Annotated in this window: 17 protein-coding genes and 1 pseudogene; 7 read left to right on the top strand and 11 right to left on the bottom strand. The window is 72.0% G+C overall.

The features are described 5' to 3' along the window. Positions 1 to 33 precede the first annotated feature (33 nt). Positions 34 to 1,083 (top strand): 3-deoxy-7-phosphoheptulonate synthase, encoded by a 1,050-nt coding sequence (gene aroF / locus C0R66_RS07330; protein ID WP_101524152.1) that lies wholly within the window; start codon positions 34 to 36, stop codon positions 1,081 to 1,083. A 39-nt stretch (positions 1,084 to 1,122) separates the two neighbouring features. Here the strand turns inward: aroF and C0R66_RS07325 are convergent, their stop codons facing one another. The 3 genes from C0R66_RS07325 to C0R66_RS07315 all read right to left on the bottom strand — a co-directional run bounded on the left by C0R66_RS07325 (position 1,123) and on the right by C0R66_RS07315 (position 5,095). After that, positions 1,123 to 2,130, bottom strand: a complete 1,008-nt coding sequence (locus tag C0R66_RS07325) for a threonine aldolase family protein (protein WP_275888071.1) — start codon at positions 2,128 to 2,130, stop codon at positions 1,123 to 1,125. Between the two features lie 38 nt (positions 2,131 to 2,168). Further along, positions 2,169 to 3,470 (bottom strand): class II 3-deoxy-7-phosphoheptulonate synthase, encoded by a 1,302-nt coding sequence (locus tag C0R66_RS07320; RefSeq protein ID WP_101526100.1) that lies wholly within the window; start codon positions 3,468 to 3,470, stop codon positions 2,169 to 2,171. A 167-nt stretch (positions 3,471 to 3,637) separates the two neighbouring features. Beyond that, a complete protein-coding gene (locus C0R66_RS07315) occupies positions 3,638 to 5,095 on the bottom strand; it encodes an APC family permease (protein WP_101524151.1) in 1,458 nt (485 codons plus the stop codon). A 110-nt stretch (positions 5,096 to 5,205) separates the two neighbouring features. On the opposite strand from C0R66_RS07315, the gene C0R66_RS07310 reads away from it, so the two are divergent. Genes C0R66_RS07310 through glpK form a run of 3 tightly spaced genes read left to right on the top strand, consistent with a single transcriptional unit; the run spans position 5,206 to position 8,766 of the window. Continuing rightward, positions 5,206 to 6,408 carry a pyrophosphate--fructose-6-phosphate 1-phosphotransferase gene (locus tag C0R66_RS07310; RefSeq protein ID WP_101524150.1) on the top strand — a complete coding sequence of 401 codons (1,203 nt, stop codon included), beginning with the start codon at positions 5,206 to 5,208 and terminating at the stop codon, positions 6,406 to 6,408. A 52-nt stretch (positions 6,409 to 6,460) separates the two neighbouring features. After that, positions 6,461 to 7,303 (top strand): DUF1028 domain-containing protein, encoded by an 843-nt coding sequence (locus tag C0R66_RS07305; protein WP_101524149.1) that lies wholly within the window; start codon positions 6,461 to 6,463, stop codon positions 7,301 to 7,303. Beyond that, the gene (gene glpK / locus C0R66_RS07300) at positions 7,300 to 8,766 is read left to right on the top strand and encodes a glycerol kinase GlpK (RefSeq protein ID WP_101524148.1); all 1,467 of its coding nucleotides are present in this window, start codon (positions 7,300 to 7,302) and stop codon (positions 8,764 to 8,766) included. Before C0R66_RS07305 ends, glpK begins: the two co-directional genes overlap by 4 nt. A gap of 7 nt (positions 8,767 to 8,773) precedes the next feature. Here the strand turns inward: glpK and C0R66_RS18965 are convergent, their stop codons facing one another. Further along, a complete protein-coding gene (locus C0R66_RS18965) occupies positions 8,774 to 8,971 on the bottom strand; it encodes a hypothetical protein (RefSeq protein WP_199286848.1) in 198 nt (65 codons plus the stop codon). Between the two features lie 111 nt (positions 8,972 to 9,082). Here C0R66_RS18965 and C0R66_RS18960 point away from each other — a divergent pair, with 111 nt between their 5' ends. Further along, a complete protein-coding gene (locus tag C0R66_RS18960) occupies positions 9,083 to 9,601 on the top strand; it encodes a hypothetical protein (protein WP_199286847.1) in 519 nt (172 codons plus the stop codon). 111 nt (positions 9,602 to 9,712) lie between these two features. Here C0R66_RS18960 and C0R66_RS07290 read toward each other — a convergent pair whose 3' ends face one another. The 6 genes and pseudogenes from C0R66_RS07290 to C0R66_RS07265 all read right to left on the bottom strand — a co-directional run bounded on the left by C0R66_RS07290 (position 9,713) and on the right by C0R66_RS07265 (position 13,326). After that, a complete protein-coding gene (locus C0R66_RS07290) occupies positions 9,713 to 10,180 on the bottom strand; it encodes a GNAT family N-acetyltransferase (RefSeq protein ID WP_158647939.1) in 468 nt (155 codons plus the stop codon). 8 nt (positions 10,181 to 10,188) lie between these two features. Then, positions 10,189 to 10,827 carry a response regulator gene (locus tag C0R66_RS07285; protein ID WP_101524146.1) on the bottom strand — a complete coding sequence of 213 codons (639 nt, stop codon included), beginning with the start codon at positions 10,825 to 10,827 and terminating at the stop codon, positions 10,189 to 10,191. Positions 10,828 to 10,860: 33 nt separating this feature from the next. Beyond that, positions 10,861 to 11,397 (bottom strand): flavin reductase family protein, encoded by a 537-nt coding sequence (locus C0R66_RS07280; protein ID WP_101524145.1) that lies wholly within the window; start codon positions 11,395 to 11,397, stop codon positions 10,861 to 10,863. Beyond that, positions 11,394 to 12,041 carry an ATP-binding protein gene (locus C0R66_RS07275; protein ID WP_158647938.1) on the bottom strand — a complete coding sequence of 216 codons (648 nt, stop codon included), beginning with the start codon at positions 12,039 to 12,041 and terminating at the stop codon, positions 11,394 to 11,396. Before C0R66_RS07275 ends, C0R66_RS07280 begins: the two co-directional genes overlap by 4 nt. 101 nt (positions 12,042 to 12,142) lie before the next feature. After that, positions 12,143 to 12,472: pseudogene (locus C0R66_RS19375) on the bottom strand (DUF5931 domain-containing protein); the annotation flags it as partial. Between the two features lie 107 nt (positions 12,473 to 12,579). Further along, positions 12,580 to 13,326 (bottom strand): lysophospholipid acyltransferase family protein, encoded by a 747-nt coding sequence (locus C0R66_RS07265; RefSeq protein WP_101524142.1) that lies wholly within the window; start codon positions 13,324 to 13,326, stop codon positions 12,580 to 12,582. 56 nt (positions 13,327 to 13,382) lie between these two features. Between C0R66_RS07265 and C0R66_RS07260 the strand changes: the two genes are divergently transcribed. Together C0R66_RS07260 and C0R66_RS07255 are read left to right on the top strand one after the other, a co-directional pair. Beyond that, positions 13,383 to 14,150 (top strand): alpha/beta hydrolase, encoded by a 768-nt coding sequence (locus tag C0R66_RS07260; protein WP_101526099.1) that lies wholly within the window; start codon positions 13,383 to 13,385, stop codon positions 14,148 to 14,150. Positions 14,151 to 14,199: 49 nt separating this feature from the next. Further along, positions 14,200 to 14,655: a hypothetical protein gene (locus C0R66_RS07255; protein ID WP_101524141.1), complete on the top strand. Its 456-nt coding sequence runs from the start codon at positions 14,200 to 14,202 to the stop codon at positions 14,653 to 14,655. Here C0R66_RS07255 and C0R66_RS07250 read toward each other — a convergent pair. Next, positions 14,592 to 15,485, bottom strand: a complete 894-nt coding sequence (locus tag C0R66_RS07250) for a glycosyltransferase 87 family protein (RefSeq protein ID WP_241901653.1) — start codon at positions 15,483 to 15,485, stop codon at positions 14,592 to 14,594. The genes C0R66_RS07255 and C0R66_RS07250 overlap by 64 nt on opposite strands. Positions 15,486 to 15,588: the final 103 nt, after the last annotated feature.

The raw sequence follows: 15,588 nt of genomic DNA, 5'->3' as shown, positions 1-15,588 counted from the left end.
TGCGGCGCCGCGCTGCGCCACTACCGTCGCCCCATGGTCGTCGTCATGTCCCCAGAGGCCACGGCGGAGGACATCGCCCGGGTGGTGTCCCGCGTCGAGGGGGTCGGCGGGAAGGCCTTCGTCTCCACCGGCGTGGAGCGAGCCATCATCGGCCTGGTCGGCGACCTGGAGTCCTTCCACCACCTGAACCTGCGCGCCCTGGGCGGCGTCGCGGACGTCCACCGGATCTCCGACCCGTACAAGCTGGTGAGCCGTCAGCACCACCCCCAGCGCTCCACGGTGTGGGTCGGCCCCCCGGAGCACCAGGTGCCCATCGGCCCGGACTCCTTCACCTTCATCGCCGGCCCGTGCGCGGTGGAGACCAGCGAGCAGACCATGGCCGCGGCCCGGATGGCGCAGTCCGCGGGAGCCACCCTGCTGCGCGGCGGTGCCTACAAGCCGCGCACCTCGCCGTACGCCTTCCAGGGCCTCGGCGAGGACGGCCTGAAGATCCTCAGCTCGGTCCGCGCCGCGACCGGGATGCCGATCGTCACCGAGGTGGTGGACGCCCGGGACGTGGACGTGGTGGCCGCACATGCCGACATGCTCCAGATCGGCACCCGCAACATGGCGAACTTCGGCCTGCTGCAGGCCGTCGGCACGGCCGGCAAGCCGGTGCTGCTCAAGCGTGGCATGACGGCCACCATCGAGGAGTGGCTGATGGCCGCGGAGTACATCGCCCAGCGCGGCAACCTGGACATCGTGCTCTGCGAGCGCGGCATCCGGACCTTCGAGCCGTCGACCCGCAACACCCTGGACATCTCGGCCGTCCCGGTGGTTCAGGCCACCAGCCACCTGCCGGTCATCGTCGACCCCTCGCACGCTGCCGGGCGCAAGGACCTCGTGGTGCCGCTGACCCGCGCAGCCATCGGGGTGGGCGCCGACGGCGTCATCGTCGACGTCCACCCGAACCCGGAGACCGCGTTGTGCGACGGACCCCAGGCACTGCTGGGCAGCGAGCTGCGCGAGCTGGCCCAGGCCGTGCGCCGGATGCCGCCGGTGGTCAACCGGGTGGACTCCAGCACCCGGATCAGACGCGCCTGAGCGTGTGGCGAGGCTCGTCGTGGTGAGCCTCGTGGCTGCTCAGCTCGTGAGCTTGGCGAGCACCGTCGCCGCCCGCTGGGCGTCCTCCCGATCGATCCCGAGGTGGGTCACGAGTCGGACGGTCCGGGGACCCACGGTGGAGATCCTGATCCCCTCCGCCGAGGCGGCCTCGACGAGCTCGGCGGCGTCGCTCCTCTCCAGGACCACGATGTTGGTCTCCACCTGCTCCGGGTCCACCCCGCAGGCCTCGGCCAGCAGGCGCGCGTGCTCGTGGTCCTCGGCGAGCCTCTCCACGTGGTGGTCCAGGGCGTGCAGGCCGGCCGCGGCCAGGATCCCCACCTGCCGCATGCCGCCGCCCATCCGCTTGCGCCACACCCGGGACTCCGCCATCGCCTCGGCCGAGCCGACCACCAGCGAGCCCACCGGGGCCCCCAGCCCCTTGGAGAGGCAGACCGCCATCACCTCGGCGCGGGCGCCGTACGCGGAGAGCGGGGTGCCGGTGGCCACGTGGGCGTTCCAGATCCGGGCCCCGTCGACGTGCAGTCCGATCCCCTGTGCGCTGGTGAAGGCATGCAGCGCGTCCAGGTCCGCCAGCGGGAGCACGGTGCCACCGGCGAAGTTGTGGGTGTTCTCCACCGAGACCGCCTTGGTGCGCACGAAGAACGGCCCCATGTCGGGGGCGAACATCCGCTCCACGGCCGGCAGGTCGACCCCGCCGCGGGGGTGGCTCCAGGTGCGCATCGTGAGCCCGGTGTAGGCGGCGTGCGCCCCCAGCTCGGCGCGGGCGATGTGCGCCGACGACTCGCACAGCACCTCCTCCCCCGGCCCCACCAGGGTGCGGACGGCGAGCACGTTGGCCATCGACCCGGTCGGGGTGAACAGGGCGTCCTCGTGGCCGAACAGCCCCGCCACCCGCTCCTCCAGGGCGCGGACCGTCGGGTCCTCGCCGTAGACGTCGTCGCCGACCTCGGCGCGTGCCATCGCGGCACGCATGTCGGGAGTGGGGCGGGTCAGGGTGTCGGAGCGCAGGTCGATGAGGTTCGTCACGCCCCGATGCTATGCAGGTGCTGGTGGAGCCCGCTGCGTCAGGCCTTGCGCAGCATCTCCGCCACCAGGAACGACAGCTCCAGGGACTGCACCCGGTTGAGCCGGGGGTCGCACACCGACTCGTAGCGGTCACTGAGGCCGGCCTCGTCCAGGGCCTCCCCACCGCCGACGCACTCGGTCACGTCGTCCCCGGTGAGCTCCACGTGGACCCCGCCCGGCCAGGTGCCGAGCGAGCGGTGCACGTCGAAGAACCCCTGGACCTCCTCGATCACGTCGTCGAAGCGCCGCGTCTTGTAGCCCGAGGACGCCTCGAACGTGTTGCCGTGCATCGGGTCGCAGACCCAGGCGACCTTGACGCCGGCCGCGTCCACCTTCTCCACCAGCGTCGGCAGGCCGTCGCGGATCTTGTGGGCACCGAAGCGGGTGATGAACGTCAGCCGCCCCGGCTCGTTGTCCGGGTTGAGCTTGGCGGCCAGCGCCAGCGCGTCGTCCGGCGTCGTGGTGGGGCCCAGCTTGACGCCGATGGGGTTGCGGATGTGGCTCAGCAGCTCGACGTGCGCTCCGGAGATCTGGCGGGTGCGCTCACCGATCCACAGGAAGTGGGCCGAGACGTCGTACGGCGCCTGGGTCCGGCTGTCGATCCGGGTCATGGCCTGCTCGTACTCCAGCAGCAGCGCCTCGTGGCTGGAGTGGAAGTCGACCCGGTGGAACTCGTCGGGGTCGGCACCGATGGCCCGCATGAAGGTCAGGGCGCGGTCGATCTCGCTCGCCACCGTCTCGTAGCGCTGGCCGGCCAGCGAGTCGCGCACGAAGTCGGTGTTCCAGGTGTGCACCTGGCGCAGGTCGGCGTAGCCGCCGGTGACGAAGGCGCGGACCAGGTTGAGCGTGGCGGCGGAGGAGTTGTAGACGTCCACCAGTCGCTGGGGGTCGGGCTCGCGGTCCTCGGCGGTGAACGGGAAGCCGTTGACGGCATCCCCGCGGTAGGCCGGCAGGGTGAGTCCGTCCCGCGTCTCGGTGTCGGAGGACCGGGGCTTGGCGTACTGCCCCGCGAGCCGGCCCAGCTTGACCACCGGCACCGACGCCGCGTAGGTCAGCACCACCGCCATCTGCAGCAGCACCCGCAGCTTGTTGCGCACGTTGTCGGCCGTCACGCCGTCGAAGGTCTCGGCGCAGTCCCCACCCTGGAGCAGGAACGCCTCCCCCCGGCTGACCGCGGCCAGCTTGGTCATCAGGTCGTCGCACTCACCGGCGAAGACCAGCGGCGGAGACTTGCGGAGCCGGGCCACCGCCCGGTCGAGCGCGGCGCGGTCGCCGTACGTCGGCTGCTGGGCCGGGCCCATGGCGTGCAGCTGCTCGAGGGTGGGGATGACGTCCGAGGACACGAGGGAGGAGTCGGGTGGGAAGGTGCTCACCGTCCCAGACTACGTCCGACGCGCGAGCGTCCAGGACCCGTACCACAGGCGTGGTCCGGCCGCGTGAGGCTCGGGGCGGTCCCCGAGCACCCTCGTCACTCGTGGTCGAGGTGCTCGATGTCGCGGAAGCCGGTCTTCTTGGCCCGCACGCCCCGGTTGGTGAGCCAGGTCAGCGCCCACAGCACCACGCCGATGCCGAGCAGCCACAGCATGATCTTGTACTGCAGCGGGTCTCGCTCGTTCCAGGGCACCACGAGCAGAACCAGGGCGAGCGCCGCGCCCAGCAACGGGGTGAGGCCGGGCGACTTGAAGAACCCCGAGGCCGGGTCCCGGCGCAGCACCAGGCAGGCGATGTTGACCACGCTGAAGACGGCGAGCAGGAGCAGCGCCGTGGTGCCGGAGAGCTGGGTGACCACCGGGCTGTCCGACTCCCGCGCCACGTACCAGAGCAGGCCCAGGGCCAGCACGGTGGAGAAGAGGATGCCGACCCAGGGTGCGCGGGTCCGGGGCGCCACCTTGCCCAGGACGCGCGGCAGCACGTCCTGGAGGGCCAGGCCGTAGAGCAGGCGGCTGGCCATCAGCATGTTGATCAGTGCCGTGTTCGCCACCGCGAAGACGGCCAGGAAGGGGAAGATCCGGTCGATGGGGAAGTCAGGAGCCCCCTTGCTGACGACCTCGAGCAGCGCTCGACCCTCTGACTCGTTGATCGTCTCCAGCTCGCTGGGGGTCAGCACCGTCACCACCGCGACCGCCACCAGCATGTAGATGAGCACCGCGATGCCCAGGCCGGTGAGCATGGTCCGCGGGAAGATCTTCTGGGGCTCCTGGCACTCCTCCACCATGTTGACGGAGTCCTCGAACCCCACCATGGCGAAGAACGCGATGGAGGTGGCGAGAGTGACCGCCATGAACAAGCCCTGGTCGTCGGCGGTCTCGAAGGTGAAGACCTGCCCGACGTCGCCCTCCCCCTGGGCCATCGCCCAGAAGCCGACCAGGATCACGATGCCCAGCGCGGTCATCTCCACCAGGGTGAGGATCACGTTGAACTTGACCGACTCCCCCACCCCACGCAGGTTGATCAGCGCCAGCAGCACCATGAAGGCCATCGCGATGAGCATGATCACCGTGGTGCTCGGAGCCTCGTCCAGCCACCCGTTGACCACCAGGCCGCCGGTGAGGTTCTGGGCCAGCACGTTGGCCGAGGTCGAGGCACTGGTGATGCCGGAGCAGACCACCGCGAACGCCACCAGGAAGGTGATGAAGTGGATGCCGAAGGCCTTGTGGACGTACAGCGCCGCCCCCGCCGCCTGGGGGTACTTCGTGACCAGCTCGAGGTAGGACAGCGCGGTGAGGGTCGCCACGACGAAGGCCAGCAGGAACGGGAGCCAGACCATGCCGCCGACGATGGCGGCCATCTGCCCGGTCACCGCGTAGACGCCGGCCCCCAGGATGTCGCCGACGATGAACAGCAGGAGCAGGCGCGGCCCCATCACCCGCTTGAGCCCGGGCTCCCCGGTGGACGTCGTGGTCGGTTCGGCACTTGTCTCGGCCATCTGCGCTCCTCGCCCCTCGAGCCACCGCCGATCGCCGGCGCGCCCCGCCCACTGTGGCCTCCCACTGTGTCCTCGGGCAGACGCGAGCGCAACAACCTAGACTTCCCGGCATGTCTCCCACCCGTGTCGCGATCCTGACCGCCGGCGGCTATGCGCCCTGCCTCTCCTCGGCCGTCGGTGCCCTGATCGAGACCTGGACCCGGGTCTCCCCGGAGACCGAGATCCTCACCTACCGGCACGGCTACCAGGGCCTGCTGACCGGGGACAGCGTCGTGGTCGACGAGGACGCCCGGCGCGGCGCCTCGATCCTGCACCGCTTCGGCGGCAGCCCCCTGGGCAACAGCAGGGTGAAGCTCACCAACGATGCCGACTGCCGCAGACGCGGGCTGATCGGCCCCGACGAGACGGCCCTCCAGGTGGCGGCCGACCGGCTGGTCGCCGACGGGGTCTCGGTGCTGCACACCATCGGCGGGGACGACACCAACACCGCAGCGGCCGACCTGGCGGCGTACCTGAAGGAGCACGAGGTCGAGCTCACCGTCGTGGGCCTGCCCAAGACGATCGACAACGACATCATCCCCATCCGGCAGAGCCTGGGGTCCCAGACCGCCGCGGAGCAGGCGGCGCTGTTCGCCCGCAACGTGCTCGCCGAGCACGGGTCCAGCCCCCGGATGCTCATCGTCCACGAGGTCATGGGCCGCAACTGCGGCTGGCTCACCGCGGCGGCGGCACGCTCCTACCTGGACTGGCACGCCGAGCAGGACTGGCTGCCGAGCATCGGTCTGACCCCCGAGCGCTGGAACATCCATGCCGTCTACGTGCCCGAGCTGGCGATCGACCTGGAGGCCGAGGCCGCCCGGCTCAGCGCGGTGATGGACGAGATCGGCTCGGTCAACATCTTCCTCTCCGAGGGCGCCGGCGTCTCCGACATCGTCGCCGAGCTCGAGGCCGCCGGCACCACGGTCGCCCGCGACGCCTTCGGCCACGTCAAGCTCGACACCATCAACCCCGGCAAGTACTTCGCCGAGGCGTTCGGGTCCCGGATCGGCGCCCAGAAGCAGATGGTGCAGAAGTCGGGCTACTTCTCCCGCTCGGCTCCGGCCAACGCGACGGACCTGGCGCTGATCCGCCAGATGGCCGAGGTCGCCGTCGAGTGCGCCGTGCGCGGCGAGTCCGGGGTCGTGGGGAACGACGAGGAACGGGGCGACGAGCTGCGGGCGGTCGAGCTGTCGCGGATCGCCGGGCACAAGGCGTTCGACGTCGACCAGCCGTGGTTCACCGACATGCTCTCCTCGATCGGACAGCTGCCCTGAGCCACCGGCTCCACCTCGGCGTCGTCGTCCCCGTCGGCACTAGGGTCGGCCCATGACCTTCTCCATCGTCGCAAGATCCGACGACGGCCAGTCCTGGGGCGTGGCCGTGGCGTCGAAGTTCCTGGCCGTCGGGTCGGTCGTGCCGGCCGCCGTGGCCGGCCTGGGGGCCCTGGCCACCCAGGCCGACGCCAACGTGGCCTACAAGGGCCAGGCACTGGCCCACCTGGACGAGGGAGCCACCGCCCAGGTGGCCCTCGACCGGCTGCTGGCCGAGGACGAGGGCCGCGAGGACCGGCAGGTCGGCATCGTCGGTCTGGACGGCGACGCCGCGACGTACACCGGGCGGCACTGCCACGAGTGGGCCGGCGGCCGCACCGGCCCCGGGTTCGCGGTCCAGGGCAACATCCTGGCCGGCCCCGAGGTGGTCGAGGCGATGACCCGGGCCTGGCAGGAGGACACCTCCGCCCCGTTCGCCCGGCGGCTGCTCGCGGCACTGGCCGCCGGGGACGATGCCGGCGGCGACCGCAGGGGACGACAGTCCGCGGCGCTGCTGGTGGTCCGGGACGGAGCCGGGTACGCCGGCCGGGACGACCTGGCCGTCGACCTCCGCGTCGACGACCACACCGACCCCCTGGCCGAGCTGGCGCGGCTGCTGGACCTCCACCAGCTCCACCTCACCGCCTCCACCGCCGCGGAGCGGGTCAGCGTCGACCCGGGGCTGCTGGGCGAGCTGGAGGAGCGTGCCCAGTCGCTGGGGCACGACCGGTTCGCCGCCTGGGTGGCGTCGGAGAACTACGAGATGCGGGTCGCCCCGGGGTTGGCACCGGAGTGGATCGACGTCCAGGTCCTGGAGATCCTGCGCAACGCCACGACGACCCAGGGGGTACAGGGATGAGCGTCATCGCCATCGACGCCGGGACCACCGGCGTGACCGCCGTGGTGGTCAGCCCACAGGGGACCATCACCGCCCGCAGCTACCAGGAGTTCACCCAGCACTTCCCCCGCCCGGGATGGGTCGAGCACGCCCCGGAGGAGATCTGGCAGGCCACCCTGGCAGCGACCCGAGAGGTCCTCGCCCAGGTCGAGACCGGCGACATCACGGCGATCGGGATCACCAACCAGCGCGAGACGATCCTGCTGTGGGACCGCGAGACGCTGGGCTCCCCGCGCCGGGCGATCGTCTGGCAGGACCGTCGTACCGCGGAGGTGTGCACCCGGATGCGGGAGGCCGGTCACGAGAAGCGAGTGGCACAGCTGACCGGCCTGCGGCTGGACCCGTACTTCTCCGGCACCAAGCTGGCCTGGCTGGCCGAGCACGAGCCGCACACCTGGGCACTGGTGGAGTCCGGGCGCTACGCCGTGGGCACCGTCGACTCCTACCTCATCGCCCGGATGACTCGCGGCACCTGGCACATCACCGACGTCTCCAACGCCTCCCGCACCCTGCTGTTCGACCTCGAGGCCGGCGACTGGTCCTCGGAGCTGTGCGACCTGTTCGGGGTGCCTCGCGACTCCCTGCCCGACGTCGTGCCCAGCTGGGGCGAGGTCGCGGTCACCGACGCGGCCTCCTTCTGCGGTCTCTCGGTGCCCGTGGCCGGCATCGCCGGCGACCAGCAGTCGGCCCTGTTCGGGCAGACCTGCTTCGAGGAGGGGGACTCCAAGTGCACCTACGGCACCGGATCGTTCATCCTCACCAACACCGGCACCACCGTCGCCCGCTCCGACGCGGGGCTGCTCTCCACCGCCGCCTGGCGGAGCCCGGACGGAGTGACCACCTACGCACTCGAAGGGTCGATCTTCGTCACCGGTGCCGCGGTCCAGTGGCTGCGGGACGGGCTGCAGATCATCGGGTCCGCGGCGGAGACCGCCGGCATCGCGGCCACGGTGCCCGACGCCGGGGGTGTCGTCTTCGTGCCGGCGCTCACCGGTCTGGGCGCGCCGCACTGGGACCCGCACGCGCGCGGACTGATCATCGGGCTGACCCGAGGCACCACCCGCGCCCACCTGGTGCGCGCCACCCTGGAGGCCATCGCCTTCGAGGTGCGCGACGTCCTGGAGACGATGCCGGACCTGGCGTCGCTGCGCGTGGACGGCGGTGCCGCTGCCAACGACCTGCTCTGCCAGATCCAGGCCGACCAGGTGGGGGTCCCGGTGGAACGCCCGCGAGTCGTGGAGACCACCGCACTGGGGGCCGCGTTCCTGGCCGGGCTGGGCACGGGGGTCTGGGACTCGGTGGACGACCTGCGCGAGACCTGGCAGCTCGAGCGGAACTTCGAGCCCCGGTCCGATCGCCAGGACTCCGACCGTGCGTACCGACGCTGGCAGGACGCGGTCGAGCGGTCCAAGGGCTGGGCCTAGGGCAGGGTTAGGACTGGGGCCGCTGCTCCAGGGTCGCCAGCGACTCGGCGGCCGCCTGGTGCGAGCGCTCCCGCTCAGCCAGGGTCCCCTCCGCCTCGGCTCGGACGTCCTCGGCGTCGGTGAGGTCGTCGTCGACCTGCTCGGCCGCGGCCTCCAGCTCTGCCAGCCGGCGGCGCAGCTCGTCGATCTCCGACTGCAGCTGCATGCTCCGGGCCTCCAGCTCGGCCACCTCGCGCGCCGCCGCCTCGTGCTCCCCCTGGCGCTGGCCAGGTCGGCAGCCTCCCGGCTCACGCGCTCCCGGGCGGCACTGAGCCTCTTGGCGTCCGCGTCCGGGTCCGGCACCACCCGGAGCTGGGGCCGGGACGCGACGGGGGCCTCGCGGGTGCTGGCGGCGAAGCCGAGGGCTGCCGGCGCGGCCACCGCGGCGGCGACGTCGACGGGATCCACCCCCGTCGCGCTCAGCCCCGTGACCAGCAGCCCGCTGCGCACCGCCTCCGCGGCGTCTGAGTCCAGCACCGCCGCCGTCAAGGTGGCCTCCACGTGGTCGGCCACCGAGTCGGTGACCCGTTGGCCGGCCTCCGCGGCCAGGCTGCGCGCGCGGCCGGTGACCGCGGCGGTCACCTGTCGCCGCTGCCGGGTCAGCGCCCGCAGCTCCTCGCCGACCAGGTTGGCCTGTGCCTCGCGCAGGGCTGCCCCCACCGCGAGGAGCTGCTCCACCTGCTCGGCCTCCCGGCGCACCAGGAGGTTGACCACCCAGGCGGCCAGCGACGGCTTGCGCAGGGCCTTGACCCGGGCAGCCAGGGCTGCGTCGGAGCCCTTCAGCTCCTTGGCGTGACGGTCCCGTGCGGGGGTGAACTCCGCCAGCGGCAAGGAGTAGAGCTCGTCCGCCACCTGGAGGAGAGGGTCACTCGACACGTTGGTGAGCATAGGGCGCGGGGCCTCGGACTCACGACCAGGTGAGGCTGTACTCCATCTCAACAGGGTGCGGGGGCCAGACGGCCTCCCGGGTGACCCCGGTGGGACACCATCCCAGGTGCTCGTACAGCCCTCGGGCCCGGCGGTTCTCCTCCAGGCTCCACAGGTGCGGGGTCCCACCGAGGCCTCGGATGTGGGCCACCGCCCGCGCCACGCCGTCGCGTCCGAGACCGGTGCCCCACCGCTGGGGATGCACGAACAGGTGGCGCAGGTTCTCCTGGTCGTACGCCGTGCAGGCCAGCAGGCCCTGCTCCCCCCCGACCGCCTCCACCCGGACCTCGGGGTCTTGGAGCACCAGCGCCCACCGGGCCAGCACGTCGTCAAAGGGGAACGGGTGGCGCAGCGGATCGAACACGTGCGCGAGCGCCTCCAGGTTCGCGACCCGCTCGACCTCGGCCAGTGCGAACGCGTCCGCCGCCCCCGCGGGTCGCCAGCTCACGGGCGTGATCACGCCTCCTCGGGGTCGTCCAGGCCCTGCTCGATCGCGTACCTGGTGAGCTCGACCCGGTTGTGCATCTGCAGCTTGCGCAAGGTGTTCTGCACATGGTTCTGCACGGTGCGGTGGGAGATGAACAGCCGCTCGGCGATCTGCTTGTAGGACATCCCCTTCGCGACCATCCGCAGCACCTCGGTCTCCCTGTCGGTCAGCTGGGGCGTCCCGTCCACGGTCCTGGGGTCGGAGATCCGCCGGAACTCGCCCAGCACCAGCCCGGCGAGTCCCGGGGTGAAGACGGTGTCCCCGGCCGCCACCCGCCGTACCGCGGAGATCAGCTCCTCGCGCGAGGCCGACTTCACCAGGTAGCCGGTGGCTCCCGCCTTCACGGCCTCCAGCACGTCGTTCTGCTCCCCCGAGGCGGACAGGATCAGCACCCGGGCGCCCGGGTCCTGCTCCAGCACCGTGCGGGTCACCTCGACGCCGTTGGGCTCGGGGATCTGCAGGTCCAGCACGACCACCTGGGGCCGAGCCGCGGCGAACCGGGCCACGGCCTGCGCGCCGGTGGCCGCGACGGCGACCACGTCGAAGCCCGCCGCCTGCAGGTCTCGCTCCACGGCGTCGCGCCACATCGGGTGGTCGTCGACGACCATCAGCCTGGTGGGTTGCTCGCTCACGCGGTGACCCTAGTCCGCCGCGGGCCCGCCCGGCCCGCCCACGCGCCGATACCGGCCGCGGCGGTGCATTAGCGGGTCGTCCTCGTCGCCGATCTCCGCAGCCGTGATGGTGGCCGTGACGAGCAGGGACCAGCCCACCTCGACGAGGCTCTCGATCTCGACCCGGGCCCAGGTGGTGGCCGACTCCAGTCGGGGTCCGTCGGTGTCCGCGACGAACACCCCGGTCCGGAAGGGCCCTCCGGGCGCCGGCGCCACGCCGGCGAAGGCGTCGGCGAGGTCGCGGTGCTCCCACCGCAGCAGGTGTACGACGGCCGCCCGGGTGCGCTGCAGCACCTCGACGAGGTCGGAGTCCGGGTCGAGCAGGCCCAGCACCCGACCCGGCTCGCCACCCGCGACCATCACCGAGGAGACCGTCAGCCCGGCACGGCCCTGCGCGTCGCCGGCGGTCCAGAGCGTGACCACGCCGCCGAGCCGGCCGCGCAGCCGGCGGACGGGGTCTCGATCCGGTTCCTCGGACGCGAACGGATGCGTGGTGTGGATGGTCATCGGGGCTCCTCCAGCCGAGCGGTCAGCTCCCATTCGGTGCCCTGGGCGCCCGTGTGCAGCGAGGCGGTCCCTGCGAGCTCCTCCAGACGCCCCCTGATCGAGGAGGCCACGCCCAGCCGTCCCTCGCGCGCGGCCGCCTCGAGCCGGTCGGGCGGGATGCCCGGCCCTTCGTCCCGCACGCTGACGGTGACCTCGTCTCCGGCGTGCTCGAGCAGCACCCAGGCCGGGGCGTCGAGCCCGACGTGCAGCTGGACGTTGTCCAGGCAGGCCCGCACCGCACCGACCAGTGCCTCGACCCGCGGTGCCGGCATCGGCACCGGCGTACCGGGGGTCACCACGGTCACCCGCGACGAGGCCAGCGCCTCCAGGGCTGCGGAGAGGTCCCTGAGGGCCCCGCGGCTCTCGGCCTGCGACGCGGGGACAGCCTCCGACAGGGTGTCCTGGGCCCGGATCAGCGAGCGCAGCCGGGACTCCTGCTCGGCCGCGAGCCGGGCCAGCTCACCGAACTCGCCACCGGTCTCGGCCCCGCGGCGCTGCACCAGGCTGAGCACCTGCAGCACGCCGTCGTGCACCGCCCGGGCGAGCCTGGCCCGCTCCTCGGCCGCGGCCGTGGCCCGATCGGCGCGGGCGGCCTGGACCGCCATCTCGCGCACCGAACCCGCCATGTAGCCGACCACCGTTCCCCCAGGAGCAGCAGGAAGATGTGTCCGTAGTTGGTCTGCGTCACCTCCTGGCGGATCGCCACGTCGACGACCGAGAGGATCACGGCCGCGACCAGTCCCCCGCGCCAGTGCCAGTGCACCGCCCAGGCGAGCAGGGCCCCCATCACCCAGAACCCGGGCAGGGTGGCCCGGAAGCCGTCACCCTTGAGCCACGGGGTGATGCCCAGGGCCAGCGCGGCCACCGCGAGGTCGCTGCCGAGCAGCCACAGGGTCCGGCGGGCCGCGTCCCGGTAGGCGACGAGCGCCACACCGGTCCAGAGCACGAGCAGGCCGACGGCCACGAGCGCGGCGGTGGGCCGGACGAAGTTGTCCCAACGCCACACGGTGAGCCCCACCATGTTGATGGTGACCAGGACGCGGAGTACCGCGAGGGCGTCGAAGAGCCGGTCCTCGACGCCGGCACCGACGGCGTCGTCGGGATCCCGTACCCCAGGACGGGGCCGGGGCCCGGCCTGGCTGGTCAGGACGCCTGCTTGGCCTCGGCCTCGGCCGCGGCCTCGCGCTCGAGACGCCGGGTCTCGTCCTCAGCCTTCTTGGCCTCGTCCTTGGCCCGGGCGGCGTACATGTCGACGTACTCCTGGCCGGAGAGGCGCATGATCTCGTACATGATCTCGTCGGTGATGGAGCGCAGGATGTAGCGGTCGTTCTCCATGCCCTCGTAGCGGGAGAAGTCCAGGGGCTCGCCGAAACGGACCATGGGCCGGGTGAAGGATCCGAACTTCTTGCCCGGAGGAGCGACCACGTCCGTGCCCACGACGGCCACCGGGATGACCGGCGCGCGGCTCTCCAGCGCCAGCCGGGCGACGCCGGTCTTGCCGCGGTACAGCTTGCCGTCGTGGGAGCGGGTGCCCTCGGGGTAGATCCCGAACAGGTCGCCCTGGGCCAGGATCTGCTTGGCGGACGCCAGCGCGCCCTCAGCCGCGTTGCCGCTGCTGCGATCGATCGGCACCTGGCCGGAGCCGGCGAAGAACTTCTTCTGGAACCAGCCCTTGACCCCGGGGGTGGTGAAGTACTCCGCCTTGGCCACGAAGGTCACCCGGCGCGGCAGCGTGAGCGGCATGAACAGCCAGTCGGCGTAGGAGAGGTGGTTGCTGGCCAGGATGGCGGGTCCCTCGGCAGGGACGTTGGCCGCTCCCTCTACCTGGGGACGGAAGATGAGTCGGAGAAATGGCCCGAGGGCGATCCTCTTCAGGAACCAGTACAGCACGACGCGAGCCTAGACCCCCCGGGCCTATTTGCCGATGCTGGTGCAGAATGCCCGGCATGGCCATCCACCCGCTCGCCTCGCCGCTCTCGCGCCCCGCCAGTCCCGAGCAGACCGGCGGCCGCCGGATCGGCGTGCTGCTGAGCCATGGCTTCACCGGCTCGCCCGCCTCCATCAAGCCGTGGGGCGAGGCCCTGGCCGCGCGCGGGTACGGCGTGGAGGTGCCCCGGCTGCCCGGGCACGGCACGTCGTGGCAGGAGCTCAACCGCACCACCTGGGACGACTGGTACGCCGAGCTCGACCGGGCCTTCGACCGGCTGGCGCGGGAGAGCGACGAGGTCGTCGTCGGCGGCCTGTCCATGGGTGGCGCCCTGGCTCTCCAGCTCGCGGCCGACCGGGGAGAGGCGCTGCGCGGCCTGGTGCTGGTCAACCCGGCGGTGGCCACCACCCGCAAGGACGTGCTGGCACTGCCGGTGCTCAAGTGGGTCGTCCCCTCACTCCCCGGCATCGCGAACGACATCAAGAAGCCCGGCGGCGAGGAGCACGGCTACCTCCGCACGCCCCTCAAGGCCACTCACTCGATGATGCGCCACTGGCGGCTGCTCCGTGAGGACCTGGTGCGCATCACGGTCCCGGTGCTCCTCTTCAAGTCCGCCGTCGACCACGTGGTCGACCCGTCCTCGCTGGAGATCATCAAGGCCCGGATCTCCTCCCGGGACTTCACCGAACGCTCGCTCGAGGAGAGCTTCCACGTGGCCACGCTGGACAACGACGCCCCCACCATCTTCGAGGAGTCCGCTGCCTTCGTGGCTCGGGTGACGTCCTGAGGCGCCCGTCGGGGAGGCGTCAGTTCCGTCCCCCGGCTAGTGTCGAGGAGTGACTTCGCGGGACGACGAGGCCTGGAGGGCGATCGTCGAAAACTACGGCGAGCGGCCCAGCCTCGACGACCTCGGGACCGAGACCGCCGGCGGCCGACGTGCGCGCCCCGCCGGTGAGGGCGACCCTGCCGCCACGGATCCTGGTCCCTTCACCGGCCCCTCGGGGTCCGACGAGGCCGCCGGCGACCCGCCGGAGCCCGAGGGAGACACCGACGACGACTTCGTGCCCCAGCCGGCGCCCCCGTTGCCGGAGGTGCCGCCGCTGCGCCGCGCGTCGTGGTCGGCGGTTCTGGGGATCCCGATCCTGATGCTCGTGCTGGCCCTGACCGGCTGGCGTCCGCCCACGCTGGTCTCGCTGGTCGCGGTCGTCTGCTTCGTCGCCGGCTTCGGCTATCTCGTCGCGACGATGTCGCGGGACCCCCGCGATCCCTGGGACAACGGCGCGCAGGTCTGACGTCTCGGTTCGTCCTGGGGCCACGTGGTCACCGCGAGGATCAGGGCAGCGCCGGCGAAGTAGAAGTAGTTGGGAAAGGCCTGCTTGGAGAAGAGCACGGTCACCAGCAGGCTCAGCCCCACGCCCAGCGCCAGGGCGGTCGGTCCTGGCCTGGTGCGCCAGGCCACCAGGCCTGAGACCAGCAGCCCCAGGACCAGCGACGGCCCGGAGACGAACCAGCCCGGCAGCTCGCCGAACGCGTCGGCCAGACCCGGCAGGAGCGACATGGAGTCGTTCCGGAACGGCTGCACGAACTGCCACTGCACGACCGAACGCCAGAACCCGACCGGGTCGAGGGCGAAGAAGGGCAGCACCACCAGTACGGCGGTCGCCACCGTCGCGAACAGGGCCTTGCGACCGTGGCCGCGCCACGCGCTCGCCAGGCTCGGCACCGCCACGACCAGGTACTGCTTGGAGGCCAGCAGCAGTCCCAACGCGATCCCAGCCCACCCGGGCCGCCGGCGCGCCAAGGACCACACGGTGAGCGCGAGGAGCAGGCCGAGCAAGGGCTCGATCCAGTACGCGTTGACCACCACGCGCGAGACCGGAGCGCTGACCAGCAGCACCGCCATCGCGCGGCCCGTGCGGTCGGTGGCCAGGTGCCGGACCAGGACCGCGGTGGCGAGTAGCGCCGCCAGGTGGACGTACCTGACGTCGCCGAGCAGCCGACCCGGCACGTCCAAGAACAGCGGGGCGGGCAGGTACGGGAAGCCGTACTGGATGCGGCCGTCCTGCACCACTCCCGGCCCGTAAAGGCGGGCGGTGCGCTCCGGGTCGAAGATGTTGGGCATGGTGATGGAGTAGGGGTTCACCCCGTGCAGCAGGGCGTCGACCCCCTCGTCGAGGAACACCTGGACGTCGATCAACTGCGGATGCACCCGGAGGTCCACCAGG

Source organism: Nocardioides houyundeii, from assembly GCF_002865585.1.
In the GTDB taxonomy this organism is placed as follows: Bacteria; Actinomycetota; Actinomycetes; order Propionibacteriales; family Nocardioidaceae; genus Nocardioides; species Nocardioides houyundeii.
Note: the sequence above shows the minus strand (reverse complement) of the source record. Positions and strands in the feature narration are given on the sequence as shown.